Here is a 13121-nt window from a genome sequence, read left to right on the forward strand (position 1 = left end):
CCTACAGAGTTTCACGTAAAATTAAGGAGGTTGGCAAAATCGTTAATGCTTGTAATTTTTCGGTTTTATCATCGAGAGCATTGATCAATGTTGATGCTGCTAGCTCCCCCATTCCCTCTTTTTCATGAGTAACGGTAGATAAACTTGGAATCATTAACTCTGCCATTCTTATATTGTCAAAGCCGACAAGTTTCATTTCGTTGGGAATATCTATTTCATAACGCTTAGCTGCGCGAAGTATGCCAATCGCCATTTCATCATTGGCAGCAAATACGGCATCAGGCCTACGTCCTTGTTCAAGTATGTCTTTCATCTGTTTGTAAGCGGTCTTTTCGGTAAAGTCGCTTTTTATCAAATGATGATTTTTGACAGGTAGATTGAAATACCCCAAAGCGGAAATATAGCCGTCTAATCGCTTTTTGCTATCGTATGAGTCGTCAGGTCCAGTGAAGAAGTAGATGTCCTTGCAACCCTTGAGCACCAACTCTTTGGTTGCACTGAACGCTCCACCAAAGTTGTCGATTAGGATGTTGTAGATGCCTGGAGCACTTAACTCTCGGTCTAAAACCACCATAGGAAAATCCGGGCCCGCGACCGACTTTAGGAACTCCGTATCAAATGAATTGGTCAACACCACCGCCCCATCAACGACGCGATCTCGAATGTACTTGTGGGCCGTAGAGTCTTCGTTTCCATACATGCTACAAGCCACGAGATCGTAGCCACGTTGGTGACATACCTTCTCTATCCCTTTAACAAGCTCACTGTAAATCGGGCCAAACCAGTTGTTTAGAAACAGGCCGATGGCATAGCTACGACGCTGCTTCAACTGCTTGGCGTTAGTGTTAGCGACATAGTTCATCTCGTTAGCAATATTAAGAACATGCTGTCGCGTTTTTTCACTGACGCGATTGCAATCATTCATTGCATACGAAACGGTTGCGATGGAGACATTAGCCTTTTTAGCCACGTCTTTAATGGTCACTTTCATTTCACTTATTTCCTTTAGGGGCCTAGCTCTTCACACCTTGAATCGTTCTCATACTCAACCTTATGGGTTGGGCTCATCGCTGAGCCCAACAGGTTATTAAAGGGAGATATGAAGGGTGTTTTCTTCACTACTTAATCTCTGAAGTAGCCACTTACGTGAGATCTTCGCACCACCAGAGCGATAGCGGTTCTCAGTGAGTTCGAATGGAACCATTTCGCCATTTATCGAGATAGATTTCGGTGTATGTGAACTATCTACCATGTCGATAACCAAGGTAACCGGCTTATCATCAAGCTCGAACTGAATCTTCGTTTGCCCAACTCGTGGAGATATAACCGGGTCAAGAATGAGATCGTTCTTCGCGAATCGCACCCCAAATACGTTAGAGATAAGTTGGTTAACGTAGATGCCTGGACCACTTGAGTAGATTCTCCAGCCACCTTTCACTGCAACTTCACCGTTCTTCACTTGGTCAAAGTTGTCATAAGCCGTTGGACGGTCATTGAACTTAGCATCTGAACTTGAGAAGTACGCGTTAGACTGACGAAGCTCAGCATTTGGCACATGGTCTTGAATACCCACAGGGATAATCTTGTAAAGGTTGTCGAATACGGCTTCCGCGTCGCCCAACTTACACAGCGCTTCAATGAATCGAATATGAGCGTGACAGTATTGAAGACCCACTTCACGTCCAAGGTTGGCTGCCAGTTCTGCGCGCTTAAAGTAGCTCTGCTTACCCGCTTTGTACTCGGCCATTTTGTCCATCAAGCGAACACCGTCAGGGTGCACAAGGTTTTGCTTAATGATGTCCATGTGAGTGCTTGCCATTTCTGGGTCAAACACTTCTGAAATGATTGAGCGGCTTGCTGGCAATAGTCGGTAGCTGATACCCGTTTTTTTATCCGATGGGTGCAGCAAGTGTTCGATTTGCTTAACGCTACCCTCTTCATCGCGATCGAAGTGGATAAAGCCAGCAATCACACCATCTTTAATCAAGTAGTGGTGATAATCGCTTTCCATCTTGTCAGCCAATTCCATCAAAGAAACGGCGTAGTCTTGATGTGCGCTGCCTTTAAGTGCTTGGTACATACATTTAAGCGCTTGTAGCGTTAGTGGAATTGTCCAACCACTCACCATGTTCTCACGCAGTGATTGATTCGCTGGTTGTAACGTATCGTCCCAGTCGCCATCTCCGTAGCAAGAGAGCGATGTACCTGGGACAAGGTTATCAAGCATATGCTGAATTTGAGTTTGTACGTGGTGCATTAAAGTGAAGTTGTTTTCGCTCTTTACAAAACCTTCTTCTGCTAACGTGTACGGCAGTTCAACATCTAGAATACTGATGTCGTCCGTGGTATTTAGGTAATCAGCTAGAGCTTTGAGCGGCCATACAACGATGTCACCGTGCGCTTCTTCTTGTTGGATAGTAGCGTATTGGTCGAACATGAACCATTGAGGCCAAGTACCCGTCTCTTGATACTGGTGGCTGTAGATCTCTTCTAGTACCGCTTTTGCCTTTGCGTATTCCTGCATCGACATAAACAGTTCGAATGGGCCTTGAGACACATCGCGCGTACCCCATGCAGCGCCTGAGTATTGCTCCAAGCCGTGTGGCGTTGAGTAATGAACCAACGCGTTGTGAGTGAACCAGTTCAAACAGGTATTGATACGCTGACTGTTTCCGTTATCTTCGCTGAAATCGACATTGAATCCTTTGGTCAATGATTGAATGCCTTTTTGGTATTGATCACTTTCCGCCTCAAATATCATAAATTGTGCGGTAGTGTCTAGCGCGCCCGTCTTACCGCCAATCGCGATAGAACAATGGCTTTCAAGAGAACCGTTCAGTACCAAGTACTCCACTGAATCAGAATCCGCTCGCCCGATCGTTTCAGCTGTTACATCTAAACCTGACACTGCAAGGCCATAGCTCAGCTGTGGCATGAACTGTTCAATCAGTTCGTTCTTGCCTGTCATTGTGAACAGGTCGCCACCTCTTACAATATCTACACTGCCTTCACCTTCGTTATTACCGAAAACAAGTTGGTGTGACACTTTGATTGAAAGTGGATCTTCGATGCCATGCTTAGTGATATCCAGCTGGATCATTGGGTTTTGTGCACTAGAGAACGAAACGATCTCTAGGTAGCCACCAAGTAGTTTATAGATCCAACGCGAATAGTTTTGGCCAGTTTCGTAAGCCGAAGGCATGCCCAATACGCGGTAGGTTCCTTCCACTTCAACCCACACTCTTTGCCCTGCATGAGTGAATTGGTTTAACGGGTTACGGCACACACCCAATAGTTTATTGAATGAGGTATTACCAAGCGTCAGCTGTGAGTTGAAAACACCGCCGATATAGTGTGTCGAGCTCATGATAGACTGCTGGTAATCTTGATTATTACCCGACGCAATCACATGACCTGTCATACGCTCTAGATGCTTCTCTTTTTCAGGCAACGTCACGTATTTGCTTTCGCCATAGAAGAATGAAAGTAGTTCACCATCTTTAACGTCTGCGAAGGTTTGATCATCACCGAAGAACTCTGTGATCTCTTTCTTGCTCAGCTTTTCGCCCTGCAAGTACTCGCCTTTAGGTTGGTGCACACAAGATAAAGGCTCACGTTCCATCTCTTCCGAAAATGCAAGTTCAGATCGTTGAGCGATAACATTGGCCAGTTCAATCGATTCACCAGCGTTTGATGTAGGAAAATCTGGTGTTACGACACCATAGAACACCACCTCTTTGGCTATATCTGCTTCCAGCGTGAACTCTTCACTCTGGAGCGCGATATAACCCATTTCATATTGGTATTTTTGATTTTCGAGCTTAGGCAAACGTAGTGCTACAGCCTCTCCCGTCAATTTGAACTCTTTACCAAAAAACTGGAAACCGTCAGTACTGAAACCTACAACTGGCGACAACGAGCCTAGTTGAATACGTGGATTACCTGTTGATTGAGGTAAGTTTTGGCGACTACAAACCACATAGCCCATCTCGTTTTCAAAGATTTGATGGTCGAGATATTGAGAGCAATACAATTCGTTGGTTTTAACCGCACCCTCTTCCGCCAGTCCGACATCTTGACCATAAATAAGATCGAAGGTCAGCGGCTGTGACGACAGGTTAGTAACGTTCACATCATAGAAAAATGCATGATCAGCGGTTCTAATCGACACGACAGCTTCGAAATCTTCGGTCGTTGTCACCCATTGCAATGAACCATCGCTCTGCTTAAACGTTTCAATCTTGTCATTAAAAAAAAGCAATGGTGTAACTTGGAATTCACTTTCACTCTTAACACGAAGAAATATATTCGAGATCGCCATTTCTGAGTCAGGCGTATCGAATAAAGACACCATTAAACGACCACTGCGAATCGCGCCTAATACGCCGTCTGCGTTGAACGTAAGGTTCAGACTTTCACTTCCGACGCTCATGTGTGGTCCAGGTTGAATGTGGTGCATAAAACTTTACTCCAAACTTATTTTGAATCTGTGTAGTGGATATTTTCTTGAGAAGCATCATCAAAGATGTGGCATTTCTCGACTTGAAGTTGAATATGGCAGTGAGTGCCGACTTCCGGTGTATGTTCTGTATCTAGTAGCTTACAAACCATGGGCTTATCGAAGATGTTGACGTGTAAGTAGACTTCCGATCCTAGCTCTTCTTTCGCTTCAACCTTTGCTGGTAATGTGTGGTGGTGAGCCTGTTCAGATACAGACAAGTGCTCAGGACGAATACCAAGGTGAACACGGTGCCCTATCCACGCCTTCGCTTTTTCTTGATGGCCCTGCGATAGTTCAATCGTGTGTTCATTGAGTTGAACGCAAACTTTGCCACTTTGCTCTAACAGAGTGCCTTCGAGCATGTTCATTGCTGGAGAGCCAATAAACTCTGCGACAAATTTATTTTTCGGGTGGTGATAAACATTCATGGGCGAATCAACTTGCATAATACGACCTTGATTAAGAATACAAACACGGTCGCCCATAGTCATAGCCTCGACCTGATCATGCGTTACGTAGATCATGGTCGCAGGTTTACCAGACTCTTGAAGTTGGTTATGCAAACGAATAATTCGACGACGCATCGACACACGTAGCTTGGCATCTAGGTTAGAGAGTGGCTCATCGAATAAGAAAACATCCGGGTTACGTACCATCGCTCTACCTAAAGCAACACGCTGACGCTGTCCTCCGGACATCTGCTTTGGCTTTCTATCCAGTAAGTCCGTAATCTCTAAAAGTTCTGCTGCTCTTGTTACCCGTTCTTTAATTTCTGCTTTGGATTTTTTAGCTGTCTCTAAGCCAAACGCTAGGTTTTCATAAGCGGTCATATGTGGGTATAAAGCGTAGTTCTGGAATACCATCGCGATACCACGATCTTTTGGCGGCAGGTCATTACATTCACGTTCGCCGATCATCAGATCACCGTCAGTGATGCTCTCTAAACCCGCTACCATTCTCAGCATGGTGGACTTAGCACAACCAGATGGCCCAACGAGCACCATGAACTCACCATCTTTGATGTCTAAACTCACATCGTGGATAGCATGGAAGCCGTTTTCATAGACTTTATTTACATTTTTTAGCGTTACTTTCGCCATGATTCTGCATTCCTATTTGTAAATGCGCTCACTATTTGGGTCAGACCTTCCTATCTGATATATCCAAACAATAGTGTAAATGGGTTAAAAGTGGGGCTATCAAATTCATGTTTATAGCAAGCGAATGTGTAACCCCACTATGACTCAATCAATCTCTTAGAACTTCCACACGATGCCGACCTTAGAGAACCAAACCAATTGATCTCCGGTCCATGGTGCAGGATCCGCATGGCGATCTTTAATCTGAATATCCGCTAAGAAAGAAAAGTGTTCATTGATAGGAAGATCCGTGTACAAGGCATACACATCATAATCAAAATGGTCGCGGTTATTAGGATCAGAGCCCATATCTAACGTACCTCTTTCATAGCGAAGCTCTAAATAGTTTCCGTTATCAAAGTTGAATTGAATTAATGGTTTAACAGCAAACTCAACGTAGTTAAAATCATTATGCTCTTCGACATAGATAACTTTTGCACCAATATTGATGCCGTTATCTAGGCGGTAAAGATACAAAGGTTCCGATTCAATAAACGCACCACGACTTCCCGGACCTTGTCTTTCATCTTTGTAGCCTAGTTCCGCACTCAGATGTAAAAAGTGACGACCAAAGCTCAGGTCAATCCCAGGTTTTGCCATGTATTTATCGTAGTGCCACTCACCTATCGTTTTTTCGTACGACAACATGAGGTTGTAGGCAACATTGTCATTTTTACGCCAGTAAAAACTCGGGATGATTTCAGAGTAATTACTTTGACCGGTACTTTCGCCTCCACGACTGTGATGTATCTCTTTGAATACATACCCCATGCTGAAGGTGTCTGTGACTCGCGTAAAACCATCAGCGTAGATATAGTGGAGCAGCTCCTCGTTTGGCTGATTTTCATTGTCAATATGTTCGTATTCGATACCTGTCAATGCACGTGTTCGAGGTGGAGCATTACTGCTCTTGGCCGATTCGGTTTCCAGAATAAGCTCTCTGTATTGATGGTCGCTCCACAAGCCGACTTCGGCCTGCTCTGTCACTTCTTCTTTATTCTCTTCTGCACTCACGAAACATGGGACAGCCATTGCGATAAACGGGATTAGGCTAATGGCCTTGACAATTTGCTTTGCTTTCACTGCTTTTTCAAAATTCACGACGCATTTCCTTTTTATTTATTGTTAGGCTCAAAGGTTTCATACATGTCAACAATGGCTGCGTAATAGTTTTTGCTTTCTAGGTACTTACGTACATCTTTGTTGATTGCAGGAGAAAGGAACGCACCAACGAACATCCCTTGATCAAGAGATAGAATTTTTGTTGATGTATGACCTTTACCGTTGATTGCGTCATACCACCCGTACGGAGATTCGAGTTGTGGGTAGTAATCAATCACTGTGTTTAACAGGCTGACAGCTTCAAATGGGTTCACCATATAAGAAAGTGCAAGCGCATGAGGTGTACCCGTATCACCACCAGCAAGATCTGTGTTATTAAAGCGGACTTTAGACTCTGATAGCTCTGGGACACCGAACGCAGCGTAACCATCGTCCACAGTAGCGGCTGAAGAAACAAAAGGAATTTGATGCTTTATTGCGTGATATTTTTGAATCTCAGTCATATCTTCAATCATTGAAAAATCAGGAATCAATGTTCGCTCTTCCAACCAGATCATCGAAAGCATGCCTTGGAAATAAGCGCCATCCCAAGTCAGCATCGGCGAATACTTCTTGCCATCTAGGTAGTAGTCTTGGGTGTATAACTCCATATCATTGAACGCAGTTTTCGGGACCGTATTTTCTGAGTTTTTAGTAATTAAATGCGCCCAGACTGGAGCCAATCGACTCTCATTTGCTTTACGATCAATATGGTAAGAGAGTGGCGCTTCTTTTTTCGTTGACCACCCAGAATAAAGCAGACCTCGGCTCTCATCATAGAGTGCTGACCAACCATCTGTTTGGCTCTTAAGAATAGACTCAACCTTAACAACGACTTCTTTTTCGTCGGATTGCTTTGAGTCAAGATAAGCGCCGGCTACACCAGCAAGAGCAAATGCTAAGTTTGCGTTATCTACGGCGGGAACAATGCCATCTTTGTTTGGTTTCAGTTGCTCTCCCTCAATATCGTAAGGCCAGAAGAACAGACCTTTCCAAGTAGGGGCCCCTGCCAACGCATCCAGTGTTTCATGGATACGTATTAGTGCATCAGCATTGCCGTTTTTATGTGCTTCAACAAGCACATTTAGGTACAGGCCAATCTCTGTTGTGTTGACATAATAGTCGTGTTCAATCTGACCATTTTTATCGACGAAAATCGTGTCGTATGGAACTTTGGCTTTTTGATCAACACCTACGCCATCAACAAAGAAGTCCAAGTTTCTTTGTAAATGTTGTTCAAACCCTACTGGGTAGAGCTGTGGATTAACGGTAAGTTCGGTGATTGTGACATCAGCGAACGCAGACATGCTAGCCATGAGGGTACAGGTAGCTAAAAGGCTTTTTTTTATCATTTCTCGTATCGACCTTTGTGTATAAACGTTTCACAACGGATATTCCCATCTGAGTAACACTGTCAGCAATGTGGTCATTTACCTTTTGTGATTATGGGATTACCCGAACAAAATTTATTGCTTAAACCTTTAAGCATTTAAGCTAAACATGTGAGAGAGTTATCATGTTTTCTGTAGATAAATAGAGAGCGAGTGAGGCAATATCGCTGTTACGGCAAGGTTACAAATAAAAAGGATACATAAGTCGTTTATACAAAAAGCAGAAAATACATTGATCACACCACTTTTGTGAAAGCTATACAAAACAAGCCAACCCCGTAAACGGAAGTTGGCTTGTATGACGTTAAACTGAACTTTAAACTACAGGTTGTCGTTAAAACTCGTACTGTAGATAAACCGTGTTGTAGTTACTGCCGCCTTTGATTCGTCCAAACTGGGAGGCATTTTCAAAAATAGCAGAACGGTGATGCAATGAGTAGCCGAACCACAAGTTGTTCAGGTCATTCTTACCCACCAAATCGCCTACGTTTACATCGACCGAAAAGTCGAGATAATTAAGCAAGTGGCTCCCGTTATAACCCTTCTCTTTCATCTCTTTCGCTTCGATGTAAGTCAGCGAATCGATGTAAGACATACCTTCGGCTACACCAACACGCCATTGTGTCGGCCAATCGAAAGTGTAATACGCTTTGATAGCAACAATGTATTCAGTGCTGCTTGACTGAACATCTGAATTCCAGTGATGCGCGATACCGGGTGTTAAATAGATGTCCAATGGGAAACCGAAGATCTCATCGGTTAACGGGTGGCCATAGAAGAAGGAGGTCAACTGGTTGTTGTATTCGTCTTTCTCCCTGTTGAATTTCATGATGTCGCCAATATTCGATGGCGTCGCCCAGCCGTGTGCAACACGTAAATACGGCGCATTGCTCAGCTTAGGTTTTGGCGCTTTGGTTTTATCATTGAAAAAGCCAAAACCAAGGTAAAGTTCGCCTTGATAACGGTCTTCAACAATCGACGAATCGTAGGCGTTGTCATCCAGTCGAGTCACACTGGTTGAACCCAATAAGTATAAGTTCGAAACCACATGGTAACGCGCTTCTACACCGACATTCAGATCCACACCTGCCCCGATGGTTTCACTAGCTGCTGAGTAATACTCGCTGTTGAAATCAGCACTTTTATAACGCAGTGTTGCACTTGGGTAAAACTCCCAATCTCCGGTTTCATACTTGGCTTTCGCTCGTAAATTACCGTGGAAGTTAAATTCACTGTCACTCATTAACTCCGTTTCGACAGACCAAGGCCCATCAAGTTGGTAAGTCAGTTGAGCACCAAAGTCCGCCGTATCGCCTTCAATTGCGTTCTGTTCCGCCGCTGGGATATCAATAAAGCGCATTCGTGAAATAGCATTAAAAGACCATTTCTCGTCATCGGGTTGATAAAGGTAAGCACCCATCTCAGTTCCATCAATGAACACATAGTCGTTCTTGAAAAATAGCATTGGAACAAAAGAGCTAACCGTTTGGTCGCCACCTGACGTGTCGTAAGGAATACTTGCCGTACGAAACATTGCAGCGATGCCCCACTCTTGCTCTTCAGCGGCCCACGCATTCGCACTTAGGAAAACGCTACTGACGAAAACAACGCCCGACGAAGCGAGAGTCGGTAAATATTTGAGCTTCATTCTTATGTAATTACTCTTTGTAATAAATTTTGTGTTACTGAATAGACATTTATTAGCCATAACAGCTAACTAATTTTAGGTTTGAGCGGCATTGACCGTTACAATGTAGAATATTCTCGGTTAAATGAAAGCATTGTGAAAGTCTCCGAATTACAAAACATTATAGATCACTTACCCAAAGATTCCGATCCGGATATTGTTATTGGTGAGGCATGGTTGCCCGAGCGTTTGGTGAATACCAACCTAGACGGCGACATGCTATTTCTTGAGTTCGATAATGCCCCTGAAGACAATCAAGGGGATGAAGAAGGCCGTGGTTTTGTTGAACACGAAATTGCTATGATTCGTGAAAAACTGGAGCAAGTGTTAGACGACACATCCGATACCAAGACCAAAGCCGATGCCCTATTGGCAATATTTCTAATGGGTCATGAACTTTCTAGCTCGGAAGTTATCGAACTCCTTGAAACAGATGGTTCTGAAACACCTGAGTCTGACATAACAGAGCCTGAAACGAACAAGCTCGAAACAAAACAACACCACGACGACTAGCCACCAACGATTTTAGGTACCGTATTGAAACCCTCTACGACATCATCTCTTCCCCTGTTACTCGCCGGACCCATTTTAAGAAAAACGACTGCAACTGAAGTCGTACTTTGGTTAGCCACCAGCTCGCCTCTGACAGGCAGAGCCGAACTGTATACCCGTAATTCTGACGTAGAGCCAGACCAACCGTTTTATACCTCATCGCTTGAAGATCATGATTCGATTCAAATCGGTACACATGCGTGGGTAACGCTCATCCGCTTACAAGGCGAGTTCCCGACTAATACACTTCTAGAGTATGACGTTCACACAGAGTCAGGCTCATTAAAAGAGCTTGCCCCTCACCTTGTTTACAACGGTAAATCTCGCGTTGAGTTTAAGATATCGACCTCGGCTGATTACATTCTTCATGGCTCTTGCCGTAATCCACATCATCCAAGCAAAGACAGCCTAGTCGCAGCAGATAACAAGATTGCCGATCAAACCGTCGCTGAAAGACCCGATATGCTGATGATGAGCGGCGATCAGATCTACGCCGACCATGTGGCAGGCCCAACACTTGATGCTATTCAGCAAGTGACTCAATTGCTTGGCCTAGTGGGAGAGAGCTTACCGACTGACTCGCAAGTTAACCGAATCAACAGCAGTGACGCCTTGTTTGAGAGCGAATATCACTTATATCAACGAGATCAGTACTTGCCGCACCACACGGCTTCAGAATCCATACTCGATAAGTTCTTCCCGAATCGTGGCGTGCCGATTGTGAAAACCACTTGGTCACGCTGTCTGAGTTTATCGCGATGTACCTGTTAGTTTGGTCTCCGACGCTGTGGCAATGCGTCAATCGAGAGCGTTTAATTGAGAATAACTTCACTCAAGGTGGACGCAAATTAACACCGACCGAGCAGCAACAATGGCGTGATGAAAGCGTCATCATTGATGATTTCATTGCTGGCTTACCGCAAGTTCAGCGTCTGTTCGCGCATATTCCTACGTACATGATCTTTGACGATCACGATGTGACCGATGATTGGAACCTTACCGTGGGTTGGGAACATGCCGTAGACCAAAACCAGTTCGCAACTCAAGTCATTGGTAACGGCCTTGTGGCCTACTGGATGTGTCAGGGCTGGGGTAATAAACCGGAGAGCTTCGACGAGACATTCATCGAGCAAGCAAAACTGCTTTTTGTCGATCAACCGCGCGTTCTTAAACAAACGCATGACGTTGAACAAACGAACAGTGAAACCGGCGATGCCGCGACTACTCACTCTGTTAGCGACATCGAGCCAAACAAGCATCGAGCCTTCATTGAGATGCTGAGTCGCTTTGAGGAGTGGCACTACACAATAGATACCTCGCCAAAAGTCATTGTGCTGGATACCCGAACTCGTCGCTGGCGTTCGGAATCTCGTATGAATAAACCTTCAGGTTTGATGGACTGGGAGGCCTTGATTGAATTTCAACATCAATTGATGCATCAAGATAAAGTCGTCATCGTTTCAGCTGCGCCTATGTTTGGCGTGAAGTTTATTGAAACACTGCAAAAGATGGCGACCACAATTGGCAAACCATTAGTGATTGACGCTGAAAACTGGATGGCGCATCCGGGCAGTGCTAATACGCTGATCAGTATCTTTACCCATACCAAAACACCGACCAATTTCGTGGTACTTTCTGGTGATGTTCACTACTCCTTTGCTTACGATATCAAGCTTAGGTACCGCCGAAATAGCCCAAACATTTATCAAATCACCTGTAGTGGTATCAAAAATCAGTTCCCAGCTCCGCTGCTTAAATTCTGTGATGTGTGGGACAGACTATTGTATAGCCCGCGCTCGATTCTGAACTACTTCACCAAGCGAAAACGCTTAAAAATCGAAAAACGAAGCCCAGACAATCAAACCTTCTATCGCCTTTCAAACCGCAGTGCGATTGGGGAATTAAGGCTAGATGAGGATGGTAAACCACAGTCGATCACAACACTCAGTGGTGATGGTAAGGTCACGCGTTTTCCGGAACCGGACTAAGATGTGCGCCTTATCTCTCGGCTATCCGTAGTGTCAGTTTTAAGTAAAGACGCTTGCGATCACACTCCGTAGGCCCAATAGTTATACTTGTAGTTATAGCTATCAGCGTTACGGAACCCGATACAAATTTTAACTGGAGCTCGTTATGTTCAATTCTCTCACATCAATGTTTAAACAATTGATTGAAGGCCAGGACCTAAGTAAAAATCAAGGCGCATCACCTAATATCGCTATCGCGAGTTTGTTGTGCGAAGTCGCGGGAGCCGATCATCAGATAAATGAATCTGAAAGAGTCGCTAAGCTACGACTTCTTCAACGTTTGTTGGATTTAGATGAAGAACAAGCAAAGGTGCTGCTAGAGCAAGCAGAACCAAGAGTGAAGCAGTCAGTATCGCTGTATGACTTTACATCGCAACTTAGAGACTTGTCTCAGCCGGTGCGAATTAACTTGATCAAAGCGATGTGGGAAGTGGCGCACGCCGATGGGGAAATTGACCCTATCGAAGACTCAGTGATCCGTAAAACAGCAGAACTGCTTTACGTCGACCACAGTGACTTTATCAAGACCAAACTGAACGTCCTAGGCGAAGATTAGAGCCATAAATGACGAATTGGAGAATGAAATAAATAAAAGCGATGGGCTTATAAACCCGCCGCTTTTTTTGAATGTATAGAACTTATACCAATCGTAGTAAATAACTGATCACCCTAGCTTGTTAAAAACCTCGATAACTTCGTTAGAATTTTTGATTGTAGAATAAC

Annotated in this window: 8 protein-coding genes and 1 pseudogene; 3 read left to right on the forward strand and 6 right to left on the reverse strand. The window is 44.3% G+C overall.

Going from position 1 to position 13121, the window contains the following annotated elements; translation table 11 throughout:
* Position 1 precedes the first annotated feature (1 nt).
* From AB4407_RS04880 to AB4407_RS04905, 6 genes are all read right to left on the reverse strand, one after another.
* Positions 2–991 carry a LacI family DNA-binding transcriptional regulator gene (locus AB4407_RS04880; protein WP_050643224.1) on the reverse strand — a complete coding sequence of 330 codons (990 nt, stop codon included), beginning with the start codon at positions 989–991 and terminating at the stop codon, positions 2–4.
* 96 nt (positions 992–1087) lie between these two features.
* The gene (locus tag AB4407_RS04885; RefSeq protein WP_372119201.1) at positions 1088–4459 is read right to left on the reverse strand and encodes a GH36-type glycosyl hydrolase domain-containing protein; all 3372 of its coding nucleotides are present in this window, start codon (positions 4457–4459) and stop codon (positions 1088–1090) included.
* 17 nt (positions 4460–4476) lie between these two features.
* Positions 4477–5601 (reverse strand): ABC transporter ATP-binding protein, encoded by a 1125-nt coding sequence (locus AB4407_RS04890; RefSeq protein WP_372119203.1) that lies wholly within the window; start codon positions 5599–5601, stop codon positions 4477–4479.
* 156 nt (positions 5602–5757) lie between these two features.
* Positions 5758–6741 carry a hypothetical protein gene (locus AB4407_RS04895; protein WP_372119206.1) on the reverse strand — a complete coding sequence of 328 codons (984 nt, stop codon included), beginning with the start codon at positions 6739–6741 and terminating at the stop codon, positions 5758–5760.
* A 14-nt stretch (positions 6742–6755) separates the two neighbouring features.
* Entirely contained in the window at positions 6756–8048 is a 1293-nt protein-coding gene (locus tag AB4407_RS04900; RefSeq protein ID WP_372119209.1) for a hypothetical protein, read from the reverse strand.
* A 418-nt stretch (positions 8049–8466) separates the two neighbouring features.
* Positions 8467–9780: a MipA/OmpV family protein gene (locus AB4407_RS04905; protein ID WP_372119212.1), complete on the reverse strand. Its 1314-nt coding sequence runs from the start codon at positions 9778–9780 to the stop codon at positions 8467–8469.
* An 81-nt stretch (positions 9781–9861) separates the two neighbouring features.
* On the opposite strand from AB4407_RS04905, the gene AB4407_RS04910 reads away from it, so the two are divergent.
* The 3 genes and pseudogenes from AB4407_RS04910 (at position 9862) to AB4407_RS04920 (ending at position 12954) form a co-directional block, all read left to right on the forward strand.
* On the forward strand, positions 9862–10332 hold the full coding sequence (locus AB4407_RS04910; RefSeq protein WP_372119215.1) for a hypothetical protein: 471 nt from the start codon (positions 9862–9864) through the stop codon (positions 10330–10332).
* 24 nt (positions 10333–10356) lie between these two features.
* Positions 10357–12359 (forward strand): annotated as a pseudogene (locus tag AB4407_RS04915) (alkaline phosphatase family protein).
* Between the two features lie 145 nt (positions 12360–12504).
* Entirely contained in the window at positions 12505–12954 is a 450-nt protein-coding gene (locus AB4407_RS04920; RefSeq protein WP_372119218.1) for a TerB family tellurite resistance protein, read from the forward strand.
* Positions 12955–13121: the final 167 nt, after the last annotated feature.

The sequence above is a fragment of the Vibrio sp. 10N.261.46.E11 genome (genome assembly GCF_041472735.1).
GTDB lineage: Bacteria > Pseudomonadota > Gammaproteobacteria > Enterobacterales > Vibrionaceae > Vibrio.

Coding starts and splice junctions, on each gene's coding strand:
- AB4407_RS04880 (WP_050643224.1), bottom strand. CDS start 991: ATGAAAGTGACCATTAAAGACGTGGCTAAAAAGGCTAATGTCTCCATC.
- AB4407_RS04905 (WP_372119212.1), bottom strand. CDS start 9,780: ATGAAGCTCAAATATTTACCGACTCTCGCTTCGTCGGGCGTTGTTTTC.
- AB4407_RS04900 (WP_372119209.1), bottom strand. CDS start 8,048: ATGTCTGCGTTCGCTGATGTCACAATCACCGAACTTACCGTTAATCCA.
- AB4407_RS04920 (WP_372119218.1), top strand. CDS start 12,505: ATGTTCAATTCTCTCACATCAATGTTTAAACAATTGATTGAAGGCCAG.
- AB4407_RS04885 (WP_372119201.1), bottom strand. CDS start 4,459: ATGCACCACATTCAACCTGGACCACACATGAGCGTCGGAAGTGAAAGT.
- AB4407_RS04890 (WP_372119203.1), bottom strand. CDS start 5,601: ATGGCGAAAGTAACGCTAAAAAATGTAAATAAAGTCTATGAAAACGGC.